General features: G+C 63.5%; 22 protein-coding genes. 12 read left to right on the top strand and 10 right to left on the bottom strand.

Features of this window, described 5'->3' with window-relative positions; translation table 11 throughout:
• Positions 1–35: 35 nt before the first annotated feature.
• The 5 genes from ACIQUG_RS04815 to ACIQUG_RS04795 form a co-directional block, all read right to left on the bottom strand.
• On the bottom strand, positions 36–932 hold the full coding sequence (locus ACIQUG_RS04815; RefSeq protein WP_402317977.1) for a hypothetical protein: 897 nt from the start codon (positions 930–932) through the stop codon (positions 36–38).
• A 408-nt stretch (positions 933–1,340) separates the two neighbouring features.
• A complete protein-coding gene (locus ACIQUG_RS04810; RefSeq protein ID WP_402317975.1) occupies positions 1,341–1,694 on the bottom strand; it encodes a VOC family protein in 354 nt (117 codons plus the stop codon).
• Position 1,695: 1 nt separating this feature from the next.
• The gene (locus ACIQUG_RS04805; RefSeq protein ID WP_402317972.1) at positions 1,696–2,106 is read right to left on the bottom strand and encodes an SRPBCC family protein; all 411 of its coding nucleotides are present in this window, start codon (positions 2,104–2,106) and stop codon (positions 1,696–1,698) included.
• Positions 2,107–2,170: 64 nt separating this feature from the next.
• Positions 2,171–3,001 carry a helix-turn-helix domain-containing protein gene (locus ACIQUG_RS04800; RefSeq protein WP_402317969.1) on the bottom strand — a complete coding sequence of 277 codons (831 nt, stop codon included), beginning with the start codon at positions 2,999–3,001 and terminating at the stop codon, positions 2,171–2,173.
• Entirely contained in the window at positions 2,977–4,455 is a 1,479-nt protein-coding gene (locus tag ACIQUG_RS04795; RefSeq protein ID WP_052201723.1) for a sodium:alanine symporter family protein, read from the bottom strand. Before ACIQUG_RS04795 ends, ACIQUG_RS04800 begins: the two co-directional genes overlap by 25 nt.
• Before the next feature lie 225 nt (positions 4,456–4,680).
• On the opposite strand from ACIQUG_RS04795, the gene ccoG reads away from it, so the two are divergent.
• From ccoG to gndA, 5 genes are all read left to right on the top strand, one after another.
• A complete protein-coding gene (gene ccoG, locus ACIQUG_RS04790; protein ID WP_043615050.1) occupies positions 4,681–6,255 on the top strand; it encodes a cytochrome c oxidase accessory protein CcoG in 1,575 nt (524 codons plus the stop codon).
• Entirely contained in the window at positions 6,252–6,764 is a 513-nt protein-coding gene (locus tag ACIQUG_RS04785; RefSeq protein ID WP_402317965.1) for a FixH family protein, read from the top strand. Before ccoG ends, ACIQUG_RS04785 begins: the two co-directional genes overlap by 4 nt.
• Positions 6,761–9,049, top strand: coding sequence for a cation-translocating P-type ATPase (locus ACIQUG_RS04780; protein ID WP_402317962.1), 2,289 nt, complete (start codon positions 6,761–6,763; stop codon positions 9,047–9,049). Before ACIQUG_RS04785 ends, ACIQUG_RS04780 begins: the two co-directional genes overlap by 4 nt.
• Entirely contained in the window at positions 9,046–9,204 is a 159-nt protein-coding gene (gene ccoS, locus ACIQUG_RS04775; protein WP_043615060.1) for a cbb3-type cytochrome oxidase assembly protein CcoS, read from the top strand. Before ACIQUG_RS04780 ends, ccoS begins: the two co-directional genes overlap by 4 nt.
• Before the next feature lie 179 nt (positions 9,205–9,383).
• On the top strand, positions 9,384–10,814 hold the full coding sequence (gndA, locus tag ACIQUG_RS04770) for an NADP-dependent phosphogluconate dehydrogenase (protein ID WP_402317959.1): 1,431 nt from the start codon (positions 9,384–9,386) through the stop codon (positions 10,812–10,814).
• A gap of 83 nt (positions 10,815–10,897) precedes the next feature.
• On the opposite strand, the gene ACIQUG_RS04765 is transcribed toward gndA, so the two are convergent.
• The 5 genes from ACIQUG_RS04765 to ACIQUG_RS04745 form a co-directional block, all read right to left on the bottom strand.
• Positions 10,898–11,086, bottom strand: coding sequence for a hypothetical protein (locus tag ACIQUG_RS04765; RefSeq protein ID WP_402317956.1), 189 nt, complete (start codon positions 11,084–11,086; stop codon positions 10,898–10,900).
• A gap of 172 nt (positions 11,087–11,258) precedes the next feature.
• Positions 11,259–11,612, bottom strand: coding sequence for a hypothetical protein (locus ACIQUG_RS04760; protein ID WP_402317953.1), 354 nt, complete (start codon positions 11,610–11,612; stop codon positions 11,259–11,261).
• Positions 11,613–11,951: 339 nt separating this feature from the next.
• The gene (locus ACIQUG_RS04755; protein ID WP_402317950.1) at positions 11,952–13,574 is read right to left on the bottom strand and encodes an ABC-F family ATP-binding cassette domain-containing protein; all 1,623 of its coding nucleotides are present in this window, start codon (positions 13,572–13,574) and stop codon (positions 11,952–11,954) included.
• A gap of 325 nt (positions 13,575–13,899) precedes the next feature.
• The gene (locus ACIQUG_RS04750) at positions 13,900–14,955 is read right to left on the bottom strand and encodes a LacI family transcriptional regulator (RefSeq protein WP_402317947.1); all 1,056 of its coding nucleotides are present in this window, start codon (positions 14,953–14,955) and stop codon (positions 13,900–13,902) included.
• Positions 14,956–15,088: 133 nt separating this feature from the next.
• Positions 15,089–15,286, bottom strand: a complete 198-nt coding sequence (locus tag ACIQUG_RS04745) for a hypothetical protein (RefSeq protein ID WP_402317944.1) — start codon at positions 15,284–15,286, stop codon at positions 15,089–15,091.
• A gap of 188 nt (positions 15,287–15,474) precedes the next feature.
• Between ACIQUG_RS04745 and ACIQUG_RS04740 the strand changes: the two genes are divergently transcribed.
• The 7 genes from ACIQUG_RS04740 (at position 15,475) to ACIQUG_RS04710 (ending at position 23,945) form a co-directional block, all read left to right on the top strand.
• Positions 15,475–16,710: an ABC transporter substrate-binding protein gene (locus ACIQUG_RS04740; protein ID WP_402317940.1), complete on the top strand. Its 1,236-nt coding sequence runs from the start codon at positions 15,475–15,477 to the stop codon at positions 16,708–16,710.
• 194 nt (positions 16,711–16,904) lie between these two features.
• Positions 16,905–17,813 (top strand): carbohydrate ABC transporter permease, encoded by a 909-nt coding sequence (locus ACIQUG_RS04735; RefSeq protein ID WP_402317937.1) that lies wholly within the window; start codon positions 16,905–16,907, stop codon positions 17,811–17,813.
• A complete protein-coding gene (locus tag ACIQUG_RS04730; RefSeq protein ID WP_402317935.1) occupies positions 17,806–18,756 on the top strand; it encodes a carbohydrate ABC transporter permease in 951 nt (316 codons plus the stop codon). The genes ACIQUG_RS04735 and ACIQUG_RS04730 overlap by 8 nt, the downstream gene beginning before the upstream one ends.
• A 4-nt stretch (positions 18,757–18,760) precedes the next feature.
• Entirely contained in the window at positions 18,761–19,855 is a 1,095-nt protein-coding gene (locus ACIQUG_RS04725; protein WP_402317933.1) for an ABC transporter ATP-binding protein, read from the top strand.
• A gap of 89 nt (positions 19,856–19,944) precedes the next feature.
• The gene (locus tag ACIQUG_RS04720; protein ID WP_402317931.1) at positions 19,945–22,419 is read left to right on the top strand and encodes a glycosyl hydrolase 2 galactose-binding domain-containing protein; all 2,475 of its coding nucleotides are present in this window, start codon (positions 19,945–19,947) and stop codon (positions 22,417–22,419) included.
• A 5-nt stretch (positions 22,420–22,424) separates the two neighbouring features.
• A complete protein-coding gene (locus ACIQUG_RS04715) occupies positions 22,425–23,114 on the top strand; it encodes a D-lyxose/D-mannose family sugar isomerase (protein WP_402317928.1) in 690 nt (229 codons plus the stop codon).
• Positions 23,115–23,183: 69 nt separating this feature from the next.
• Positions 23,184–23,945, top strand: a complete 762-nt coding sequence (locus tag ACIQUG_RS04710) for a sugar phosphate isomerase/epimerase family protein (RefSeq protein ID WP_402317926.1) — start codon at positions 23,184–23,186, stop codon at positions 23,943–23,945.
• The last annotated feature ends 1 nt before the right edge of the window (position 23,946 follow it).

Raw genomic sequence — 23,946 nt, 5'->3', positions numbered from 1 at the left:
AGCGGCACGGCGGGCTGGAGGCCCCGGGGCTTTTCCTATTCGAGGGCTGCGGCGATGGTGGCACCGACCACGACGCTCGACAGCGCCGTGCCGAGAAGCAGCGAGGTGTTGACCGGCTTCTTCACCACCGTACCGAAGTTGAAGAGGTTCATCGGCAGGAGATGAAAGCCGCCGCTTTCCGGCTTGCTCGACGGCGCTTCCATGAAACACTCGTCGTCGAACCAGACCCAATCGTCGCGCCAGGTCCAGCACCCGTGCTGGCGATAGATGTTGGCCACCTGCTCTGCAAAGCCCTTGTCGGCCGGCAGGCGGATATAGTTTTGCGGCCGGCGGCTAAAATATTGCATGGCAAGCGGCATGGAGCGCTCGGTGCAATAGTTGGACATCCAGAGTTTGAAGCCGATTTCGTCGCGCAGGCGGTCGAGCACCCGGAAGACCTGCACGTGATCCTCATGGCCATATTCGCCCCAGGGATTGTGGGTGAAGACGTTCATGTCGGGCTTCAGGAGCGGCAGCAGTGTGCGGTAGAGCGTCTCGTAATTGTCCCGGTAAGCCTGGGCGATCGGCCGGGTCGAGTGGCGGAAGCTACCGGGCATGATCTGCGACAGCGACTTCTTGACGATGCGCTTGGCTTCGCGGCGCGTGCCTTCGGTGCCGAACTCCATGCCGAAGGGGCCGGGCTTCGGGTTCGTCCAGTCGGCGCAGTCAAACGAGCCGGTTTCTTCCATTTCGAGGAAGCGCACGTTGCCGCGCGGATAGGCCTTGATCGCAGCGCTGCGCGCGTCGCCCATTTGCGGCTCAGACCAGATGTCGCGATAAAGGATGATCACCTCATCGACCTTGTTGAGGATCGAGGTGAACCACAGCAACTCGTCATCGGGATGGGCGCCGATGATGACGGAGTTTTTCAGAAAATCATGCGTGTCGGCCATGCTCTTGCGCGCCCTCGTGTTCGTCGCGCGCAATTCTGACGTGTAGAGATTAAACCAGCGTAAAGCGGGAGGGCCTGTCCACAGGTTACGGGGGCGGCGACGCAGTCCCGGACGTATCAGTTGACTGCCGGTCACGCAAAGAGACATGCCGCGAGCATGGTACGCGCGCTGCCGTCTCTTCAACCTCCCTCATTTCTGTGCTTGTCACAGAAATCCAGCCGCGCCGCGTCGGCGGCGCGAGAAAAGCGGCCGGCATGTTTTGGCTCAGCGCCTCTTGCCGTGCGGACGCACGGCCGCCCTCATCTCTGTGACAAGCACAGAAATGAGGGTGGAGAGGAGGCGGCCAATGCGCCCGTGTGGCGACGCTGCTGCCATCGTCCCCGCTCTGCCTCCTTGAGTGTCTCAGCCTTACTGCGCCGACCAGACCGCCAGTTCGTAGCCATCCGGGTCGGCGAAATGGAAGCGTCTTCCGCCGGGGAAGGAAAAGATCGGCTTGACGATCCTGCCGCCGGCCTTTTCGACGCGGGCGAGCATGTCCTCGAGCTTGTCGGCATAGAGGATGATCAGCGGTCCGCCGCTGCCGACGGGGCCGGTGGTGGTGAAGCCGCCGGTCAGACGGCCGTCCTGGAATTCGCAATATTCCGGACCGTAGTCGGTGAAGGTCCAGCCGAAGGCGCTGCCGTAGAAGGCTTTGGTGGCGGCGATGTCGGAGACGTTGAACTCGACATAGTCGATGCGGCTGTCGTTGCCCTTGTTACCCATTTTATCTGTCTTCTCCGGATTCCATGATTGATTTCAAGGTGGCGAGATCCTTCGCCACCCAGCCGGCGTCGCCAGCAAATTGTTCCGCGCTCATGCCCGGCTGGCGCAGCAGCGTGAACATCACCTCCGCGCCGCCGCCGTTCGGGACCACGCGCAGCGCATTGTGGACCTCCGTGCCGTCTTCCAGCGTGACGAGATGATCAGTGACGCCGAAGGCGTTGTCCGGGGCAAAGCGGACGCGGGCATTGCCGAGAGGGCCCGGCGCCAGCCAATGGTCGCCGTCGCGGGTCAGACCCGACGAGAGGCCGGACGCCCAGCGCGGCATGTTTTCAGGCTTAGCCATGAAGGCATAGACCGCGCGCCAGTCGCGGTCGATGGTGGTGTGAACGATCTTTGCTTCGAGTGTTGCCATGCATTGTTCTCCTGAGCGAAGGAGTAGCACGGGCGGCCTGACCGGTCTTGAACGAAACGGCCAGTCAGGCCGCTTGCCGGTCAGCGACGAGCTGGCGGCGGATTTCGGCGGGTGAGAGCGAAGTGAGTTCCCTGGCCTCGCGCGACAGGTGCGCCTGGTCGGCATAGCCGGCATCGAGCGCGAGCAGGCCGAGCGCCGCGGACGGTTCCCTTTGGCATGCCCCGAGGAAGCGCTGCAGGCGCAGGATGCGGTCGAGTGTCTTGGCGCCGTAGCCGAAATGCTCGTGGCAGCGGCGCCTCAGCGTCCTTTCGCTCGTGCCTGTGGCGGCGGCGAGGGCGCGGATGGGGTTGTCGGACGAGCCATGGCTCTGCCGCAGTTGGGCAAGGGTGGCGGCGATATCGCCCGGTGGCGATGAGACGGCCGGCAGGCGTTCAAGCACCGCTTCCGCCAGCATCGCGGCGCGGCTGGCCGCATCGGGTGCGTCCTCAATCCTGGTTTCGAGTTCACGTGCGGCACGGCCCCAGAAGGCGTCGAGCGGGACGACCTCGCCGAGGATCTGCGAAAGCGATGTGCGCAGGAAGGCGGCTGCGATGCCCGGGCGGAAGCGCAGGCCGATGATATCGGTGCCGGGCGCAAAGGCCGGGAAGGCGGCTACCCGGTCGGGTCCGGCAACCGCCAGGCCGTGCCGGGACCAGAGGATATCGACGCAGCCGTCGGGCACGACCGCGATGGGGGCGGCCGTCCCCTCCAGCAACTCGTGGCGCCAGAGGCATTCGACATGGCGGCCAAGTTCGCCGGGCGCGGCATGCTCTTTATAGATGCCGCGCCGCTTGGCCAGCGTCGGTTCTGGCGGAGGCAGCTTCGTCTGTGTCAGCGGCCCGAGGGCGCCGTCCATGCCTTTTCCTCCAAGCTTCGCCCGGTGCCGATCGCCTCTTCGCGCGACCAGATCTCGCCATCGATCTGTCCCTGCAGTTCCGGATAGTCGGCTGCATGGAAGACCGGATCGAGGCCCTGCCGGCGCTGGGCGAAATAGTCCTTCGTCAGTTTGGCAATGGTACCGGAGAGGAGCACGATGGCAATGAGGTTGATCGTCGCCATCAGGCCCATGGAGGCGTCTGCCGCGTCGAAGACTGTTGTGATGCTTTCGGACGCGCCCCAGACGACCATGACGAGCACGGCGCAGCGCATGACGAGAACGCCGGCGCGATTGGCGCCGCCGAGATAGGTGAGCGCGTTCTCCGCATAGGAATAGTTGCCGATGATTGAGGTGAAGGCGAAGAAGAAGATCGCGACCGCGATGAAGTAGCTACCGGCCCAGCCGATATGCACGTTCATCGCCGCCTGCGTCAGCTGCGTGCCGGTGACGCCGGAGCCGGGTTCCAAGGTGCCCGACAGCAGGATCATGACCGAGGTCGCGGTGCAGATCAGGATGGTGTCGATGAAGACGCCGAGCGACTGCACGAAGCCCTGCGATGCCGGGTGATGCGGCACGGGCGTGGCGACGGCCGCGATGTTCGGGGCCGAGCCCATGCCGGCCTCGTTGGAGAAGAGGCCGCGCTTGACGCCGTTCATCATCGCCGCCGTGACGCCGCCGGCAACGCCGCCTGCCGCCTCCTGCAGGCCGAAGGCGCTGGAGATGATCGTCCACAGCACGCTCGGCACGATCGACGCGTTGACGACGAGTACGTAGATCGCCGTCAGCAGATAGGCGATTGCCATGAAGGGCACGACGATTTCGGCGACGCGGGCAATCTGGCGGATGCCGCCGAAGATGACGATGCCGGAGATGGCCGCAACCGCGATGCCGACGGCGATCTTCGGCACGCCGAAGGCACCCTGGACGGCATCGGCGATGGAGTTGGCCTGCACGGCGTTGAAGACGAGGCCGAAAGACAGAATGAGGCAGACGGAGAAGATCGTTGCCGCCCAGGGCGCGTTGAGACCACGGGCAATGTAGAAGGCGGGACCGCCGCGATACTGGCCGTTTTCGTTCCGCACCTTGTAGAGCTGCGCCAGCGCGCTCTCCGCATAGGCCGTCGCCATGCCGACGAGCGCCACCATCCACATCCAGAAGGTCGCGCCCGGACCACCGAGATAAAGCGCCACGGCAACGCCGGCGAGGTTGCCGGTGCCGACGCGCGAGGCGAGGCTGACGGTCAGCGCCTGGAACGGGCTGATGCCGGCCGCATCCTTCGAGCCGCCGCTGCTCAAGACCCGGAACATCTCGCCGAAATGCACGATCTGCGGAAAGCCGAGGCGCAGCGTAAAATAGATGCCGACGGCGAGCAGGCCGTAGATCAGCACGTAGCCCCAAAAGATCGTGTTCAGAAAGCCGATGATCGCGTCCATGCGGTTCCTCTTTGGTATTGCAAGGTGTGGTGACGTGGCGAACCGCAATGCGGATCGGATGGGAAAGGCCGTTTACTTCGCTTGAGCCAGGCATCTTGCGAATGCCCGGACCTTTCGCCGCATGCGGGCGCTTTAGCCCGCAAACTTGACACAGATCAACGTTTTCGGCGGCCAAATCGGGCAAAACGTGGTGCAATACATGACATATCCGGGGATTTCCCACAAATGAGCCCACAATCCGCCGCAAATCCTGCCTCCGTCGAACGTCACGAGGCCGAACCGGTCAATGCGGCGCATGTGCGCAAGCCGCTCTACGAAAAGCGCAAGAAGATCTTCCCCAAGCGCGCCGAAGGCAGTTTCCGCCGCTTCAAGTGGCTGGTGATGCTGGTCACGCTCGGCATCTATTATCTGACGCCGTGGATCCGTTGGGATCGCGGTGAGCATGCACCGGATCAGGCGGTGCTTGTCGATATCGCCGCCCGGCGCTTCTACTTCTTCTTCATCGAGATCTGGCCGCAGGAGTTCTTCTTCGTCGCGGGCCTGCTCGTCATGGCCGGCTTCGGCCTGTTCCTGGTGACGTCCGCCGTCGGCCGCGCCTGGTGCGGCTATACCTGTCCGCAGACGGTCTGGGTCGATCTCTTCCTGGTGGTCGAACGTTACATCGAAGGCGATCGCAATGCCCGCATGAAGCTCGATGCCGGTCCCTGGACGTTCGACAAGATCGTCAAGCGGGTGTCGAAGCACTCGATCTGGATCATGATCGGCATCGCCACGGGCGGCGCCTGGATCTTCTATTTCGCCGATGCGCCGACGCTTTTGAAAAGCTTCGTTTCGCTGGAAGCGCCCATGGTCGCCTACATGACCGTCGCGATTCTCACGGCGACGACCTATGTCTTCGGCGGCCTGATGCGCGAGCAGGTCTGCACCTATATGTGCCCGTGGCCGCGCATCCAGGCGGCGATGCTCGACGAGAACTCACTGGTCGTCACCTACAACGACTGGCGCGGCGAGCCGCGCTCGCGTCACCAGAAGAAGGCGGTTGCCGCCGGCGAGGCCGTCGGCGATTGCGTCGATTGCAACGCCTGTGTCGTCGTCTGTCCGATGGGCATCGACATTCGCGACGGCCAGCAGCTCGAATGCATCACCTGCGCGCTCTGCATCGATGCCTGCGACGGCGTCATGGACAAGCTCGGGCGCGAGCGCGGTCTGATCTCCTATGCGACGCTCAACGACTATGCCGCCAACATGGCGCTTGCCACCAATGGCGGCACGGCGGCGATCGATCCGGGCCGGGTGCGCAACGCCGACGGCGCATTTTCCGACAAGGTGCGCCACTTCAACTGGAAGATCGTCTTCCGTCCCCGTGTGCTCGTCTATCTCGGCGTCTGGACGCTTGTCGGTATTGGTCTGCTCTATGCGCTTCTGTCGCGCGACCGGCTGGAGCTCAACGTGCTGCACGACCGCAATCCGCAATTCGTCGTCGAATCCGACGGTTCGGTGCGCAACGGCTACATGGTCAAGCTCTTGAACATGATCCCGGAACAACGCACGATTACGCTCGCCATCGACGGCATGCCCTCGGCGACGATGCGCATCGCCGGACAGGCGCCGGGCGACGGCCGCACCTTTGCCCTCGGTGTCGATCCGGACAAGGTGACGGCGGTCAAGGTGTTCGTGACCCTGCCGAAGGACAAGCTGACCGAAGCGGCTGACGGTTTCAGCCTCATCGTCGAGGATCCGTCGAGTCACGAGCGCGACGTCTACAAGGCCAACTTCAACAGCCCGGGAGCCGCAAAATGACAATCAACCAGGCAGGGGCGAAGCCGGCAAAAGCACCGCGGCCTTTCACCGGCTGGCACATGCTGGGCGTCATGGTGCTGTTCTTCGGCACCATCATCACCGTCAACCTGATCATGGCCTGGAACGCCAGCAACAGCTGGAGCGGGCTGGTGGTGCAGAACACCTACGTTGCGAGCCAGCAGTTCAATGGCAGGGTGAAAGAGGCCAAAGCCTTTGTTGCCGACGGTCTCGATGGCAAGCTCAGCGTCGAGAACGAGGCGTTGCGCTACACGCTGACGCGCCGGGGCAATCCCGAGATGACCGCCGACAAGGTGGTCGCGGTGCTGAAGCGCCCGGTCGAGGAGCATGAGGACGTCACGGTCGAGATGGCGCATCAGGGCGAGGGCGTCTTCGTTGCCGCAACAGCGCTGAAGCGCGGCCAGTGGATCGCCGACATCACCGCGACATCGGGCGACACCGTCGTCTATCGCCAGGCGATCCGCTTCATGGTGCCGGGAGCCGCCCAATGAGCTGCTGCGCCCCCGGAACCGAAATGGCTCTGGAGACAGACAGGGCCGGGCAGGGACTGCCGACAACGGAGGAGCTGTGGCTGATGAGCCGCACGCTCGGTGGCGGCCTGCGCCAGACGGATCTGAGCGTTCCCGGCGTGCATTGCGGCGCCTGCATCACCACGCTCGAGAGCGCCTTGAAGACGCGGCCGGAGGTCGACCGGGCGCGCGTGAACCTTTCGTCGCGGCGCGTGTCGATCGTCTGGAAGGAAGAAGTGAACGGCGCCCGTACCGATCCGCGGGAGCTGGCACGGGCCATCCGCTCGCGCGGCTACGAAACCCATCTTTTCGCACCGGGCGAGGAAGACGGCGACCAGACGCTGAAGAAGCTGGTGCGCGCCGTTGCGGTTTCTGGCTTTGCCTCGGCCAACATCATGCTGCTTTCGGTCTCCGTCTGGTCGGGGGCGGAGGCGGCAACGCGCGATCTCTTTCATTGGATCTCGGCGCTGATTGCCGCGCCGACGCTGATCTATGCCGGACGCTTCTTCTATGCGTCCGCCTGGAACGCGTTGAAGCACGGCCGCACCAACATGGACGTGCCGATCGCGCTCGCGATCACGCTCTCCTATTCGATCTCGCTCTACGAGACGATCACCCACGGCACGCACGCCTGGTTCGACGGCACGGTGATGCTGCTCTTCTTCCTGCTGATCGGCCGCACGCTCGACCACATGATGCGCGGGCGCGCCCGCTCGGCCATCAGCGGCCTGGCGCGGCTCTCGCCGCGCGGCGCCATGGTGGTGGATGCTGAGGGCGGACGCGAATATCGTCCCGTCGATGAGATCAAGCCCGGCGAAAAGCTGGCGATCGCTGCCGGCGAGCGGATCCCCGTCGATGGCCGGATTCTCCTCGGCGCCAGCGATCTCGATCGCTCGATCGTCAACGGCGAGAGCGCGCCGGCGCCGGTCAAGGTCGGCGACACCGTGGAAGCGGGTACGCTCAACCTCACCGGGCCGCTGACGATCGAGGCGACGGCGGCGGCACGCGACTCGCTGCTGGCCGAGATCATGGGGCTGATGGAAGCCGCCGAAGGGGGCAGGGCGCGCTATCGCCGCATTGCCGATCGCGCGGCGCAATATTATTCGCCGGCGGTGCATCTGTTGGCGTTCCTGAGCTTCATCGGCTGGATGTTCGTCAATGGCGATTTCCACCATGCGATGCTGGTCGCGGTCGCCGTACTGATCATCACCTGCCCCTGCGCACTCGGGCTTGCGGTGCCGGTCGTGCAGGTGATTGCCGCCGGACGGCTCTTCCAGAACGGCGTCATGGTCAAGGACGGCTCGGCGATGGAGAGGCTTGCCGAGATCGATACGGTGCTGCTCGACAAGACGGGCACGCTCACGGTTGGCGAGCCGCGTCTGGTCAACGGCCAGGACATTCAGCCTTCGATTCTCGCGACGGCGGCGGGGCTCGCCGTGCATTCGCGCCATCCGCTGGCGATGGCCATTCATGATGCGGCGGCGATCGCGCCTGTCCTCAACGGCGACATCCGCGAAATTCCCGGTGCCGGCATCGAGGCGCAGACGGACGCCGGTCTCTACCGGCTCGGCAGCCGCGCCTTTGCCTGTGGCGATGCCGGCGAGGCGACCGGCCAGTCGGAAGTGATCCTGTCGCTCGACGGCCGCGAACTCGCCTGCTTCCGCTTCGAGGATAGGCTGAGGCCCTTCGCCCGCGAAAGCATCGAGGAACTTGGACGCCTCGGCCTGTCGACCGGCATTCTCTCCGGCGACCGCGAGCCTGTCGTTGCGGCGCTCGCCCGCCGGATTGGCATCGAACGCTACAAGGCGGAACTGACGCCGCGCGGCAAGGTCGATGAATGTGCGGCGGCCGCCGAGGGCGGTCACCGGGTGCTGATGGTCGGCGACGGCATCAACGATGCACCGGCACTCAGGGCGGCTCACGTCTCGATGGCGCCGGCAACGGCGGCCGATGTCGGCCGCCAGGCTGCGGACTTCGTCTTCCTGCACCAGGGGCTCAACGCTGTGCCGATGGCGATCGATACGTCGCGCCGGGCCGGGCGGCTGATCCGCCAGAACTTTGCGCTCGCGATCGGCTACAACGTCATCGCCGTGCCGATCGCGATCCTCGGCTATGCCACGCCGCTGATCGCGGCGGTTGCCATGTCGACCTCGTCGGTGATCGTCGTTGCCAATGCCTTGCGCCTGCGCGCGGCGACCGGCAATGTCGCGGAGGCAGCCGAACAGAAGGCAGCCGTCACGCTGCGGCCGGTCGGGAGCGCCTCATGAACACGCTGATCTATCTCATTCCCATCGCGCTGTTTCTTGGTGGGATCGGCCTCGTCGCCTTCCTCTGGGCGTTGAAGAGCGGCCAGTACGAAGACCTCGAAGGGGCCTCCTGGCGGGTGCTCGACGATGGCGACGGAAAGCCCGAAAAGAAGTGATTTCGTCAGTAATCACTTGTCCTTAATCGATTTGAATGCCAAAACAACCTCCGCCGTCGCTTCTCGCGCCCGGGCCTTCGACAGAGCCCCGCGCGACGGGGCGAAGTTCAATTCGAAGAGCCGGCTCTGACGCGCTTATCCCGATCGCGCCCGGCACTTCTGTCCAAGGAGACAATCACGTGTCACAGGCGGAAATCGGCCTAATCGGTCTCGGCGTCATGGGTTCGAACCTGGCGCTCAACATCGCTGAAAAAGGCAACAAGATCGCGGTGTTCAACCGCACCGTCGAGGCCACGCACAAATTCTACGCGGAAGCCGGCGAACTCCAGGGCCAGATCGTGCCCTGCGACACCATTGAAGAATTCGTCGCCGCCATCCGCCCGCCGCGGCCGATCATCATCATGATCAAGGCAGGCGAGCCGGTCGACCAGCAGATGAAGATCCTTGAGCCGTATCTCGCCAAGGGCGACATCATGATCGATGCCGGCAACGCCAACTTCCGCGACACGATGCGTCGCTTCGAGGCGCTGAAGGACAGTGGCCTGACCTTCATCGGCATGGGCGTTTCCGGCGGTGAAGAAGGCGCGCGCCATGGTCCGTCGATCATGGTCGGCGGCAAGGAAGAATCCTGGAAGCGCGTCGAGACCGTGCTGACCTCGATCGCTGCCAAATACGACAACGTGCCCTGCGTCGCCTGGCTCGGAGAAAACGGCGCCGGCCACTTCGTCAAGACCATCCACAACGGCATCGAATATGCCGACATGCAGATGATCGCCGAAATCTACGGCATCCTGCGCGATGGCCTGAAGATGTCGGCGACCGAGATCGGCGAAGTTTTCGGCACCTGGAACAAGGGTCGCCTCAACTCCTACCTGATCGAGATCACCGAGAAGGTGCTGAAGGCTGCCGACCCGCTGACCGGCAAGCCGATCGTCGATCTGATCCTCGACAAGGCCGGCCAGAAGGGCACCGGCAAGTGGTCGGTAATCGAGGCACAGAACATGGGCGTGCCGGCGACCGGCATCGAGGCTGCCGTTGCCGCGCGCAGCATCTCCTCGATGAAGGACGAGCGGGAAGCGGCCGAGAAGATCCTCGGCCTTCCCGCAGTCGGCGAGTTCAAGGTTGCCGACAAGGCGGCCTTCATCAAGGATCTCGAAAGCGCGCTGCTGGCCGCCAAGATCGGCGCTTACGCGCAAGGCTTCGCCGTGATGTCGGCGGCGTCCAAGGAGTTCGACTGGAACCTGCCGATGCCGACGATCGCCAAGATCTGGCGCGCCGGCTGCATCATCCGTTCGCAGTTCCTGGACGAAATCACCACGGCCTTCACCAAGGCGCCTGACGCCGCCAACCTGATCGTCACGCCGGCCTTTGCCGCCATGGTCAAGGACACAGACGGGGCACTGCGCCGCGTCGTCTCGGCAGCCGTTCTCGGCGGCCTGCCGGTGCCGGCGCTTGCCTCGGCACTCGGCTATTTCGATAGCTACCGCCGCGGCCGCGGCACGGCCAACGTCATCCAGGCGCAGCGCGACTTCTTCGGCGCGCACGGTTTCGACCGCGTCGATGGCGCCGACAGCCACCACGGACCGTGGGGCAGCGGCCTCAACGCCTAAGTATCGGATATCGGTCATGCAACGCGGGGCGGCCTTTCAGGTCGCCCCGTTTGCGTTTGGGCGATCCCTGGCTCGATCGGGCGTTAGACAGTCATCGAGACGGAGGCCAGTCCCTCGGCTGCTTCACCACCACCCGTCGCGCTGGGATTGGAGCACGACTTGATCGGCAGGACGACGAACAGCGAGGCGATCATCAGCACAACGATGATCAACACCAGCCTGTCGGTGAAGGCGGCGCGAAAGATCTGAAAGACATAATGTTTCGTCTTCATCGTGCCCACGCGCTTTCTTCGCCATCCATGCCGGATGGCCTTCGTGCACCGTGGACGTCATGCGTCCGTTCCTGTGAGTATGCGTCAGGGGAAACTGTCGAAGGTGCCGATTGTTCCCGCCGGGACGGTCAAGCGACACGCCCACGGCTAACACACAAGCCAGTGCAGGTGGTTAGCGCCGCGAAGCGCGGCGGCCGTCGTGCGCCCCGTTGTGCTTGCCCGAGCCCTGAGAGCCCCGCACCGTTTCGCGCTCGTCGGTGCGCCGCACGAAGGGCGTGACCGTGTTTGGCCGCGGCGTTCGGCGGCGTCGGTCCCGCAGCTTGCTCAGCCTCTTCGGCGGATCGACGAAGATCACCAGCAGGAAACCGATAGCCATGAGCAGGTAGGCCGGAATACCGGTCGTCGTGCTGCCGACGAAAGCGCAAAGCATGGCGAGCGCCAGATAGATGCCGGTGGTGAGGGGATTGGACAGGAAGTCCCACGCGCTATCGGTCAACCGGTCTTTCCATGCAATTTTCGATGTCATGCCTGATATCACCTGTCTCAAGTGATTGGCAGCGTGTGTTTGCTGCGATGGCGCCCCAGCCGTTCCAATATGTGACCGGTGCATGGCGCGGCAATGACACTCAGACCTTTGGCTGCGAGAGTCGGACCAAAGTCCCATCGATTTCGCGCGGCGATCCGTTAGGATCGGTGGGCTGCCACGGCAGCGCTTCACAAGAACCTAGTTTTTTCAGTTCCGATTTAGAGCGGGGTCGCGTTTTGCGTCTGGGCTCTGCTTGCAGATCCTCGGTCCCCGCCGAGGAAGGCGGTGACTGCGAAATGCTGGGCGCCGGCGCGCGACGCCCAGCTCGCTTTAAATCTGTCAGCCCCGGAGACCCGGCGCTTCCTGGCCGGTGCGCTCGACATATTCCGTGTAGCCGCCGCCATACTGATGGATGCCCTCGGGCGTCAGTTCGAGCACGCGGTTGGAAAGGGCTGCGAGGAAGTGGCGGTCGTGCGAGACGAAGAGCATGGTGCCTTCGTAGTCCGCGAGCGCCTTGATCAGCATTTCCTTGGTGTCGAGGTCCAGGTGGTTGGTCGGCTCGTCGAGCACCAAGAGGTTCGGCGGGTCGAAGAGCATGATCGCCATGACGAGACGCGCCTTCTCACCACCGGAAAGCACCCGGCACTTCTTCTCGACGTCGTCACCGGAAAAGCCGAAGCAGCCGGCAAGCGCGCGCAGTGGCGCCTGGCCGGCCTGCGGGAAGGTGTCTTCCAGTTGCTGCAGCACCGTGCGGTCGCCGTCCAGCACGTCCATGGCGTGCTGGGCGAAGTAGCCCATCTTGACGCTGGCGCCGAGCGCGACGTTGCCTTCATCCGGCTCGGTGGAGCCGGCGACGAGCTTCAGAAGCGTCGACTTGCCGGCGCCGTTGATGCCCATGATGCACCAGCGCTCGCGTCGGCGGACCATGAAGTCCAGCCCTTCATAGATGCTGCGGCTGCCGTACTTCTTGTGCACGCCCTTGATGTTGATGACGTCTTCGCCGGAGCGCGGCGCCGGGCGGAATTCGAAGTTGACCGCCTGGCGACGCTTTGGCGGCTCGACCCGGTCGATCTTTTCCAGCTTCTTCACCCGGCTCTGCACCTGCGAGGCGTGCGAGGCGCGGGCCTTGAAGCGCTCGATGAATTTGATCTCCTTGGCGAGCATCGCCTGCTGGCGCTCGAACTGTGCCTGCTGCTGCTTCTCGTTCTGGGCGCGCTGCTGCTCGTAGAAGCCGTAGTCGCCGGAGTAGGCGTTGAGCTGGCCGGCGTCGATCTCGATGATCTTGGTGATGATGCGGTTCATGAACTCGCGGTCGTGCGAGGTCATCATCAGCGCGCCGTCGTAGTTCTTGAGGAAATCCTCAAGCCAGATCAGGCTCTCGAGATCGAGATGGTTGCTCGGCTCGTCGAGCAGCATCACGTCGGGGCGCATGAGGAGAATGCGGGCAAGTGCCACGCGCATCTTCCAGCCGCCCGAGAGCTTGCCGACATCGCCGTCCATCATCTCCTGGGAGAAGCTCAGGCCCGCCAGCACCTCGCGGGCGCGGCCCTCAAGCGCATAGCCGTCGAGTTCTTCGTAGCGTGCCTGCACCTCGCCATAGCGCTCGATGATCGCGTCCATCTCGTCGAGGCGATCCGGGTCGACCATGGCGGCTTCAAGCTCGCGCAGTTCGGCCGCGACTTCGCTCACCGGACCGGCGCCGTTCATCACTTCGGAAACCGCGCTGTTGCCGGACATCTCGCCGACGTCCTGGTTGAAGTAGCCGATGGTCACGCCCTTATCGACCGCGACCTGGCCTTCGTCCGGGATTTCCTCGCCGGTGATCATGCGGAAGAGCGAGGACTTGCCTGCACCGTTCGGGCCGACAAGGCCGACCTTTTCGCCGCGGTTCAGCGCGGCGGAGGCTTCGATGAAGAGAATGCGGTGGCTGAGCTGCTTGCTGATGTTTTCGATACGGATCATGTCTGCGGTAGCCTGAAGGGAGGAGTGGGGCGCCTCGCGCCCAATTGTTGCCCCGGCCTGTCGCAGGTTTCTGCGTCACAAGCAAGACTGGAAGGGAATTTCCGGGTGTCGCTACGCTCGCGTGGGGCTCTGGCTTTGTCGCTTTTGGCCGGACATTTCCTCACGCCTCATTCCTGTGCTCGTCACAGGAATCCAGTTCAGCCCAAGTCTTTGGGCTGAGGAAACCTCCGCGCCGCGGACGCGGCGCTGCTGGATCCCTGTGACGAGCACAGGGATGAGGGAGGAGAAGTATTCGCCAGATCCAGGGGCACCGTCGGGTGCCGGCTCAGGCCCTGAGACCGCGCGAGATTGGCGGCTGGAACTCCGGCTGGCTGAGGCTCTGCAGCGTTTCCGGCGGTTGGCCGTCGATATGGCCGATCACCGCCTTTGCCAGTTCGCGACCGGCGACGCGGATGTCCTCGTACATGGTCATCACTTCCGGGCGCAGCCAGCGCAGGAAGTCGCTCGGGGACTTCGAAACCATGTCGCAGTCTTCGACAAGCTTCTTCTTGGCCATTTCGAGCCCGGCGATCAGCGCGATCGCGCCGGAGCCGCTGCCCGAGACGATGCCGTCGGGTGCGTCTTCGGAGCGCATCAGCACCTCGAAGGCATCGCGGATCTCGACCAGAGAATGGTCGATATTGGTCTGGTGGAAGCCGACCGCATCGGCCTGGAAGTCGCGAAGTCCACGCTCGAAGCCGGCGCGCATGTGCGAATAGAAGGTGAGGTGCGGCGGCGGTTCGAGCAGCACCAGCTTGCGGCGGCCGCGCGCCACCAGCTTGCGCACGGCCTCATAGGCAAAGCGCTCGTTGTCGAAGTCGTGATAGGGATGCACGATGCCCATCTCGGTGCGGCCGTGGGTGACGAAGGGCAGGCCGCGTTCGGTGAGCAACGCCACGCGCGCATCATGCGGCTCGGTACGTGAGATGATGACGCCGTCGGCAGCACCGGTGTCGAGAATATAGCGGATCGGCGCCAGCGCGTCCTTGACGGCGCTATAGGGGGTGACGACCAGGTGATAGGGCGTGCCGGCAAGGATCTCGATGATGCCGACGACCATCGGGCTGGTGATGCCCATGATCTCTTCTTCCAGCGTCAGGACGAGGCTGATGACATTGGTCTTGCCGGTGCGCAGACGCACGCCGGCGCGGTTCGGCTGGTAGCCGATCTGCTTGGCGACGAGGCGCACCCGCTCCTTGGTTTCGGCGCCGATATCGGGCGCGTCCTTCAATGCGCGCGAAACCGTGGTGATGCCGAGCCCGGTCATGAAGGCGATCGTCTTCAGCGTCGGCCGGGCCCCATCCGGCAGTGACTGCGGCCTGTTTTTCGTCTTGTTGTCCATTGCCGTCACCCGCCCACTCTCTTGCCGCACGCCGCCGGTTTGCCCACCCGGCAGCAAACGCGTCGGTTCAGTCCCGTCCGCCGCGCCGTCGCCCTGTCACTTCCTCGCCTTATATACGAAAAGTCATTGGCGGCTATGCTGCTTTGGACGGATCAAATTGCTTCAAATCTGTAACGATACAGTTGCGATGTCGAGCGTTTTTGTTGCTGCACTGCAAAATATGGAGCGGGCAGGTTGAATCAGAGCCTTCGACACGTGATTTTTGCACGTGCGAAACGGCGGCCCCGGCGATGGGGTGCGTTTCTTCCCGAAAATACATGAATTTCAGCATGATATAGAGATTTCCCATTGGCCGGCAATGTGCTGGCAGGGGGTGCAAAGCGCTTTGGAATGCCGCTGTCATTTGCACGCAATAGGTGTTTTTTAAGATTCTGTTTAAATCGATTGTGGTGGGTGTTGCGTCCTGTAATCGATTGCACTAAGTTTTTTACGGTAACGTTACAGTGAGGGAGGAGACTCATGAATTTACGTTCTTTCGCAGCCATGCTGGCGACCGCCGTGGCCCTGCCGCTTGGTGCGGCCAGCGCCGCAGATCTTGAAGTAACCCATTGGTGGACGTCGGGCGGTGAGGCGGCTGCGGTTGCCGAGCTTGCCAAGGCCTTCGATGCGACCGGAAATCACTGGGTCGACGGCGCGATCGCCGGTTCCGGTGGCACGGCGCGTCCGATCATGATCAGCCGCATTACCGGCGGCGACCCGATGGGCGCCACCCAGTTCAACCACGGCCGTCAGGCCGAGGAACTGGTTCAGGCCGGGCTGATGCGCGATCTGACCGATGTCGCGACCCGCGAACACTGGAAGGACATCATCAAGCCTACGAGCCTGCTCGATTCCTGCACGATCGACGGCAAGATCTACTGCGCCCCGGTCAATATCCATTCCTGGCAGTGGCTGTGGCTGTCGAACGCCGCCTTCAAGACGGCCGGCGTCGAGGTTCCGAAGAACTGGGATGAATTCGTTGCCGCCGCACCGGCGCTCGAAAAGGCCGGCATCGTGCCGCTCGCAGTCGGCGGTCAGCCGTGGCAGGCAGCCGGCGCCTTCGACGTGCTGATGGTGGCGATTGCCGGCAAGGACACGTTCCAGAAGGTCTTCGGCGACAAGGACGAAGACGTGGCAGCAGGCCCCGAGATCGCAAAGGTCTTCAAGGCGGCAGACGACGCCCGCCGCATGTCCAAGGGCAGCAATGTCCAGGACTGGAACCAGGCGACCAACATGGTCATCACCGGCAAGGCCGGCGGCCAGATCATGGGCGACTGGGCGCAAGGCGAATTCGCGCTTGCCGGCCAGAAGGCCGGAACGGATTACACCTGCTTGCCCGGTCTCGGCGTCAACGAGATCATCTCGACCGGCGGCGATGCCTTCTATTTCCCGCTGCTGAAGGACGAGGAAAAGTCGAAGGCGCAGGAAGCACTGGCCTCGACGCTGCTCGATCCGAAGACGCAGGTCGCCTTCAACCTCAAGAAGGGTTCGTTGCCGGTGCGCGGCGACGTCGATCTGGCGGCTGCCAATGACTGCATGAAGAAGGGCCTTGATATCCTTGCCAAGGGCAACGTGATCCAGGGCACCGACCAGCTGCTTTCGGCCGACAGCCAGAAGCAGAAGGAGGACCTGTTCTCCGAATTCTTCGCCAACCCGTCGATTACGCCGGAAGACGCGCAGAAGCGCTTCGCCGACATCATCGCCGCGGCGGAGTAACCGCAACTGCCTTGACCGGCCTCGCTTTCAAAAGAGGCCGGTCAAAGCCTCCCATCCGGCATGGCGTGACCGTGCCGGCAGTCCGCGCGTGATCGCGTTCGCGGGCCCTTGGGAGTGGTTGTCGCCCTGATGAGGCAAGGCGCAATTGGCGCTGCCCATCGTCCGAAACCCATTGCAGTTCCGGAGGAACAAACATGGCAGGCTACACTCAGGGTTCGGGCCGACCGAACCAGTGGCTGCGGAACCTGAACGCGAAGATTGCCTCCGTCCCGATGATCCTGACGGCCGTGGTCATTTTCCTCGGCGGTACGATCTGGACGGTCGTCTATTCCTTCACCAATTCCAAGCTATTGCCGCGGCTCTCGTTCGTCGGTCTCGACCAGTACGAACGCCTGTGGGCGGCACCGCGCTGGCTGATCTCGGTGCAGAATCTGGCGATCTACGGCATCTTCTCGCTGATCTTCAGCCTCGTCATCGGCTTCGTGCTGGCGGCGCTGATGGACCAGAAGATCCGCTTCGAAAACACCTTCCGCACCATCATGCTCTATCCCTTCGCCCTGTCCTTCATCGTGACGGGCCTGGTCTGGCAGTGGCTGCTCAATCCGGAATTCGGCATCCAGTCGGTGGTGCGTTCGCTCGGCTGGGAAAGCTTCACCTTCGATCCGCTCTATAACGCCAATATCGTCATCTACGGCATCCTGATCGCAGCACTGTGGCAGGGCACGGGGCTTGTCATGTGCCTGATGCTCGCGGGGCTCCGCGGCATCGACGAGGACATCTGGAAGGCCGCGCGCGTCGACGGCATTCCGATGTGGAAGACCTACATCTTCGTCGTCATCCCGATGATGCGCGGCGTCTTCATCACCACGCTGGTCATCATCGCGAGCGGCATCGTCAAGGTCTACGATCTCGTGGTCGCGCAGACGAGCGGCGGCCCGGGCATCGCGTCGGAAGTGCCGGCCAAGTACGTCTACGACTACATGTTCCAGGCGCAGAACCTCGGCCAAGGCTTCGCCGCCTCGACCATGATGCTCATCACCGTCGCCATCATCATCGTGCCTTGGGCCTATCTGGAATTCGGGGGAGGGCGCAAGCGTGTCTGATATCGTTGCTTTCAATTCTGTGGCGGAAGAAGCCGCACCCAAGGCACAGGCCGCGCGTGTCCTCGCCGGTCCCCGCGGCGCCAGGCCCCGCCGGGCGCTTTCGGGCCGCAACATCATGATCTACGGCACGTTGATCGTCGTCGCGCTCTACTACCTGCTGCCGCTCTATGTGATGGTCATGACCTCGCTCAAGGGCATGCCGGAAATCCGGCTCGGCAACATCTTCGCGCCGCCGGTCGAAATCACCTTCGAGCCCTGGGTCAAGGCCTGGGCGAGCGCCTGCACGGGGCTCAACTGCGACGGGCTTTCGCGTGGCTTCTGGAACTCGGTGCGCATCACCGTGCCCTCGACGATCGTCTCGATCGCGATCGCCTCGGTCAACGGCTATGCGCTTGCCAACTGGCGTTTCAAGGGAGCGGAACTGTTCTTCACCATCCTGATCGTCGGCGCCTTCATCCCCTATCAGGTGATGATCTATCCGATCGTGATCGTGCTCAGGGAAATGGGCATCTACGGTACGCTCACCGGCCTCATCATGGTGCACACCATCTTCGGCATGCCGATCCTGACGCTCCTCTTCCGCAACTATTTCGCCGGTCTGCCGGAGGAACTGTTCAAGGCGGCGCGCGTCGATGGCGCCGGATTCTGGACGATCTACTTCAAGATCATGCTGCCGATGTCGCTGCCGATCTTCGTCGTGGCGATGATCCTGCAAATCACCGGCATCTGGAACGACTTCCTGTTCGGGGTCGTGTTCACGCGGCCCGAGTACTACCCGATGACGGTTCAGCTCAACAACATCGTCAACTCGGTCCAGGGCGTGAAGGAATACAACGTCAACATGGCGGCGACGATCCTGACGGGCGCTGTACCACTCTTCGTCTACTTCGTCTCCGGACGGCTTTTTGTCCGCGGTATCGCCGCCGGCGCAGTGAAAGGGTAACAACATGCAAAACGTCAGCGTATCGGTCAAAGACCTGTCGTTGAGCTTCGGTGCCGTCACTGTGCTCGACACGCTCAACCTCGACATCAAGGACGGCGAGTTCCTGGTGCTGCTCGGCTCGTCCGGCTGCGGCAAGTCGACCCTGCTCAACTGCATCGCCGGCCTGCTCGATGTCAGCGACGGGCAGATCTTCATCAAGAACAAGAACGTCACCTGGGAGGAACCCAAGGATCGGGGCATCGGCATGGTGTTCCAGTCCTATGCGCTCTATCCGCAGATGTCGGTGGAAAAGAACCTCTCCTTCGGCCTGCAGGTAGCGAAGGTGCCGAAGGAGGAGATCGACAAGCGCGTCAGCCGAGCGGCCGAAATCCTGCAGATTCAGCCGCTCCTGAAGCGCAAGCCCTCGGAACTGTCGGGCGGTCAACGCCAGCGCGTGGCGATCGGCCGGGCGCTGGTGCGCGATGTCGACGTGTTCCTGTTCGACGAACCGCTCTCCAACCTCGACGCCAAGCTGCGTTCGGAGCTGCGCGTCGAGATCAAGCGGCTGCACCAGTCGCTGAAGAACACGATGATCTACGTCACCCACGACCAGATCGAGGCGCTGACGCTTGCCGATCGCATCGCGGTCATGAAGAGCGGCGTGATCCAGCAACTGGCCGATCCGATGACGATCTACAACGCGCCGGAAAACCTGTTCGTCGCCGGCTTCATCGGCTCGCCGTCGATGAACTTCTTCCGCGGCGAGCTGCAGCTGCGCGACCAGCGCGCCTTTGTGCACGTCAACGGCGTCGATTTCGACGTGGCGGCCTATCCGTCGCGCGCGCCCTTCGTCGATGGCCAGAAGGTCGTGCTTGGCCTCAGGCCGGAACATGTGCGCGTTGACGAGGCGGCGAGCGGTGCTGTGGCCTCGCACCGGGCGGTGGTCGATATCGAGGAACCGATGGGCGCCGACAATCTGCTTTGGCTGAAGCTCGCGGGTCAGTCGATGTCGGTGCGCATCGCCGGCCAGCGTCGCTATGCCCCGGGCACGGCGGTCACGCTTTCCTTCGACATGGGCGTCGCCTCGATCTTCGATGCAACGAGCGAGAATCGCCTTTAAACAATGAGATGGCGCCGGGCGGAATGCCGCCCGGCCCATCCCGACAATGACTGTGCCGGCGCCGCCGGTCGACCCCATGGAATACGACAATGCTCTCTGAGGACTACACCCGCACGGCCATCCGCCTTGATCTCTCGGGGGATTGGCAGCTCTCCTCCGTCGACAACAGCCACACGCTGGCGATCGCGCTGCCTGGCGACGTACATTCGGCGTTGCAGAAGGCCGGCGTGATCGACGATCCCTATGTCGGCCGCAACGAGAACGACGTGCAGTGGGTGGCGCACAAGGACTGGGTGATCGAGCGCACGGTATCCGTCGCGGCTGCGGACCTCGCTGGCCATTGGTATCTCGATCTCGAATGCCTCGACACGGTCGCGTCCGTCGTCGTCAACGATAAGCCGGTGCTCGAAGTGGAGAATTGCTTTCGCCGTTATCGGCCTGATGTTTCTAAGGCCCTCGTTGCAGGCGAAAACCGCATCCGCATCGTGCTGCATTCCTCGATCGCAGAGGGCGCGCGGCGGCAGGCGGAGCAGCCCTTCTACGTGCCCTATCATCCCGGCAATTCGCCGATCGCCAACGGCAACATGCTGCGCAAGCCCCAGTGCCATTTCGGCTGGGACTGGAACCTCGCGATCGCGCCGCTTGGCGTCTACGGCGAGATCGCGCTTTGCCGGCTGGAAATCGCCCGCATCGAGCATGTGACGACGAAGCAGGTCTGGCTGGAGGATGGCAGCGTCGATCTGGTGGTGACGCTGACGCTCTTTGCGGATGGGCCGGGCATCGTGCCGGTGCATTTCTCGCTCGACGAGGACCGCGAGCGGCTGGACTGCGCCGTCGGCAAGGGCGAGACCCGCATCACCCATGTCTTCACTGTGAGCGAACCCAAGCGCTGGTGGCCGGCCGGCAGCGGCGAGCAGCATCTCTCGAAGCTGACTGTCGAGGTGCCACAAGAGCAGGTTACCCGCCAGATCGGTTTCCGCACCATCGAGCTTCTGACTGACAAGGACGAGGCCGGCAGCCGCTTTGCCTTCCGCGTCAACGGCCGCGAGATCTTCTGCAAGGGCGCCAACTGGATCCCGGCCGATGCGCTGGCGTCGCGGGTGACGCGCGACGGCGTCGAGGACCTTCTGACCTCGGCGGTCGATGCCAACATGAACATGATCCGCGTCTGGGGCGGCGGCTTCTACGAGCCGGACTGGTTCTACGACCTCTGCGACCGTCTCGGGCTCACGGTCTGGCAAGACTTCATGTTTGCCTGCAACCTCTATCCCTCGACGCCGGACTTCCTCGACAATGTCGCCGCCGAAGTGGACTATCAGGCCAAGCGCCTGTCGACCCATCCGTCGATCGCGGTGTGGTGTGGCGACAACGAACTTGTCGGCGCGCTCACCTGGTTCGACGAGCCACGCAAGGATCGCGACCGCTATCTCGTCTCCTACGACCGGCTGAACCGCACCGTCGAGGTGGCGCTGAAGGCGGCATTGCCCGAGGCGATCTGGTGGCCGTCGAGCCCGGCGTCCGGCTATCTCGACTTCGGAGATGCCTGGCACGCCGATGGCTCCGGCGACATGCACTACTGGTCGGTCTGGCACGAGAACAAGTCCTTCGACAATTACCGCACCGTGCGCCCGCGCTTCTGCTCGGAGTTCGGCTTCCAGTCCTATACGTCGATGCCGGTCATTCGGCAGTTCGCGGCCGAGAAGGATCTCAACATCGCGTCGCCGGTCATCGAGAGCCACCAGAAGAACGTCGGCGGCAACGAGCGCATCGCCGGCACGATGTTCCGCTACTTCCGCTTCCCCAAGGATTTTCCGAGCTTCGTCTATCTGAGCCAGGTGCAGCAGGGATTGGCGATCAAAACCGCCGTCGACTACTGGCGATCGCTGAAGCCTCATTGCATGGGCACGCTCTACTGGCAGCTCAACGACACCTGGCCGGTCGCATCCTGGTCGAGCCTCGACTATGGCGGTAGCTGGAAGGCGATGCACTACATGGTCAGGCGCTTCTTCCAGCCGGTCTCGGTCGCGGCCATCCCGTCAGCCGACGGCAAGGAGATCGCCTTCTCGATGGTCAACGACACCGCCGAGCCGGTGACGGTCGAACTGCAGACCTTCCTCGTTTCGCTCGACGGCCAGCGCACGCCGCTTGCGGCTGTCGCCGGCACCTGCAGCCCGGACCGGGCGGCAACGCTGGCGACGCTCGCAGCTTTCGACATTCCGGAAGGCGACCTGTTGTTCTGGTCCTTCGAGGCGTCGAACGGCATGCGCGGCGAGGGGCACCACGTCAACGGCACCTACAAGGCGCTGGACCTCAAGCCCTCCGGCTTGACGCTCGACGTGGCGCCTGCGGGCGAGGGCGCCTTTGATGTCACGGTCAAGGCGAGTGGCCTGGCGCTGCATGTGATGATCGAGGCGGATGTCGCCGGGCGCTATTCCGACAACGCCTTCGACCTCTTGGCCGGCGAGACCAAGGTCATCCGCTTCACCCCGAAGGTGCCGCTTGGCGCAGCTGAGCGCCCGCGCTTTGCCGCCTTCGATCTCGAATCCTGCCAGGGAAAGGGCTGACCGCCATGAAACGCAGCCACGTCAACGACATCATCGCCGAAAGCGATGCCTTCATGAAGAGCTTCGGCTTCACGCTGCCGCCCTTTGCCTATTGGTCGCCAGAGCAGCTTAAGGTGCGTGTCCGGTCCGACAGCCCGACGATCTTCGACGCCCGGCTCGGCTGGGACATCACCGACTATGGCAAGGGCCGCTTCGACCAGTTGGGCCTCGTGCTCTTCACCCTGCGCAACGGCAATGCCGCGAACCTGACCACCGGGCAGGGCATGGTCTATGCCGAAAAGCTGATGATCACCGCCAAGGATCAGGTCAATCCGCTGCATCGCCATGCGGTCAAGACCGAGGATATCATCAACCGTGGCGGCGGCGCGCTGGTGCTGCAGATGTACAACTCCAGGCCTGACGGCTCGGTCGACGAAGAGAGCGACGTGGTGGTCGCCACCGATGCGCGCCTGCGCACGTTCAAAGCCGGCGACCTCCTGAAGTTGAAGGCCGGTGAAAGCGTGACGCTCTTGCCCGGTAACTGGCACGCCTTCTGGGCGGAAGGCGCCGACGTGCTGATGGGCGAAGTCTCGACCGTCAACGACGATCTCACCGACAACTACTTCCGCGAGCCTGTCGGTCGCTTCTCGGCGATCGAGGAGGACGCAAACCCCACCCATCTCCTGGTGTCGGACTACGACACCTGGCTCAGGTGATCCCAAGACCCCTGCAAACCCAAGGCCCCAAAATCTCCCAGACCCCAAGACGAAATCGAGGAGGATTTCATGAAGGACGTCAGTTTCCAGCTTTATAGCGCCCGCAATTTCCCGCCCTTCGCCAATGTGCTGAAAGCCGTCGGCGAGGCCGGCTACAGCCAGGTCGAAGGCTATGGCGCGCTTTACGCGGCGCTGAGTGACGCCGAGATCGCGAGCTTCAAGGAAGGCCTCGACGACAACGGTCTCGCCATGCCGACCGCCCATTTCGGTCTGGACATGCTCGAAAGCGATCCGGCCCGCGTGCTCGAAATCGCCAAGGCGCTCGGCATCAAGGCGATCTATTGCCCCTATCTGATGCCGGACCAGCGCCCGACCGATGCCGCCGGCTGGCGTGCCTTTGGCGAGCGGTTGCAGAAGGCCGGCAAGCCCTATCGCGACGCCGGGCTGATCTTCGGCTGGCACAACCACGACTTCGAATTCTTTGCCCTTCCTGACGGCAGCATCCCGCAGGACCTGATCTTTGAGGGCGGACCGGATCTCTCGTGGGAAGCCGATATCGCCTGGATCATCCGCGGCGGTGCCGACCCGATCGCCTGGATCAAGAAGTACGGCAACCGCATCACCGCCGTGCACGTGAAGGACATCGCGCCTTCCGGCGAGAAGAAGGACGAGGACGGCTGGGCGGATGTCGGCGAGGGCACCGTCGACTGGAAGGGCCTATTTGCAGCACTTTCCGGCACCAAGGCGCGCTACTTCATCGCCGAGCACGACAATCCGAGCGATTTCAAACGCTTCGCCAAGCGCTCGCTCGCCTCCATCCAATCCTATTGAG

Origin of the sequence: Ensifer sp. NPDC090286 (genome assembly GCF_044769565.1) — a bacterium.
In the GTDB taxonomy this organism is placed as follows: domain Bacteria; phylum Pseudomonadota; class Alphaproteobacteria; order Rhizobiales; family Rhizobiaceae; genus Ensifer.
Note: the sequence above shows the minus strand (reverse complement) of the source record. Positions and strands in the feature narration are given on the sequence as shown.

What these genes read in the sequence shown, in the direction of transcription:
- ACIQUG_RS04815 (WP_402317977.1), bottom strand. Translation starts at nt 932, where the DNA reads ATGGCCGACACGCATGATTTTCTGAAAAACTCCGTCATCATCGGCGCC.
- ACIQUG_RS04810 (WP_402317975.1), bottom strand. Translation starts at nt 1,694, where the DNA reads ATGGGTAACAAGGGCAACGACAGCCGCATCGACTATGTCGAGTTCAAC.
- ACIQUG_RS04805 (WP_402317972.1), bottom strand. Translation starts at nt 2,106, where the DNA reads ATGGCAACACTCGAAGCAAAGATCGTTCACACCACCATCGACCGCGAC.
- ACIQUG_RS04800 (WP_402317969.1), bottom strand. Translation starts at nt 3,001, where the DNA reads ATGGACGGCGCCCTCGGGCCGCTGACACAGACGAAGCTGCCTCCGCCA.
- ACIQUG_RS04795 (WP_052201723.1), bottom strand. Translation starts at nt 4,455, where the DNA reads ATGGACGCGATCATCGGCTTTCTGAACACGATCTTTTGGGGCTACGTG.
- ccoG (WP_043615050.1), top strand. Translation starts at nt 4,681, where the DNA reads ATGAGCCCACAATCCGCCGCAAATCCTGCCTCCGTCGAACGTCACGAG.
- ACIQUG_RS04785 (WP_402317965.1), top strand. Translation starts at nt 6,252, where the DNA reads ATGACAATCAACCAGGCAGGGGCGAAGCCGGCAAAAGCACCGCGGCCT.
- ACIQUG_RS04780 (WP_402317962.1), top strand. Translation starts at nt 6,761, where the DNA reads ATGAGCTGCTGCGCCCCCGGAACCGAAATGGCTCTGGAGACAGACAGG.
- ccoS (WP_043615060.1), top strand. Translation starts at nt 9,046, where the DNA reads ATGAACACGCTGATCTATCTCATTCCCATCGCGCTGTTTCTTGGTGGG.
- ACIQUG_RS04765 (WP_402317956.1), bottom strand. Translation starts at nt 11,086, where the DNA reads ATGAAGACGAAACATTATGTCTTTCAGATCTTTCGCGCCGCCTTCACC.
- ACIQUG_RS04760 (WP_402317953.1), bottom strand. Translation starts at nt 11,612, where the DNA reads ATGACATCGAAAATTGCATGGAAAGACCGGTTGACCGATAGCGCGTGG.
- ACIQUG_RS04755 (WP_402317950.1), bottom strand. Translation starts at nt 13,574, where the DNA reads ATGATCCGTATCGAAAACATCAGCAAGCAGCTCAGCCACCGCATTCTC.
- ACIQUG_RS04750 (WP_402317947.1), bottom strand. Translation starts at nt 14,955, where the DNA reads ATGGACAACAAGACGAAAAACAGGCCGCAGTCACTGCCGGATGGGGCC.
- ACIQUG_RS04745 (WP_402317944.1), bottom strand. Translation starts at nt 15,286, where the DNA reads ATGCTGAAATTCATGTATTTTCGGGAAGAAACGCACCCCATCGCCGGG.
- ACIQUG_RS04740 (WP_402317940.1), top strand. Translation starts at nt 15,475, where the DNA reads ATGAATTTACGTTCTTTCGCAGCCATGCTGGCGACCGCCGTGGCCCTG.
- ACIQUG_RS04735 (WP_402317937.1), top strand. Translation starts at nt 16,905, where the DNA reads ATGGCAGGCTACACTCAGGGTTCGGGCCGACCGAACCAGTGGCTGCGG.
- ACIQUG_RS04725 (WP_402317933.1), top strand. Translation starts at nt 18,761, where the DNA reads ATGCAAAACGTCAGCGTATCGGTCAAAGACCTGTCGTTGAGCTTCGGT.
- ACIQUG_RS04720 (WP_402317931.1), top strand. Translation starts at nt 19,945, where the DNA reads ATGCTCTCTGAGGACTACACCCGCACGGCCATCCGCCTTGATCTCTCG.
- ACIQUG_RS04715 (WP_402317928.1), top strand. Translation starts at nt 22,425, where the DNA reads ATGAAACGCAGCCACGTCAACGACATCATCGCCGAAAGCGATGCCTTC.
- ACIQUG_RS04710 (WP_402317926.1), top strand. Translation starts at nt 23,184, where the DNA reads ATGAAGGACGTCAGTTTCCAGCTTTATAGCGCCCGCAATTTCCCGCCC.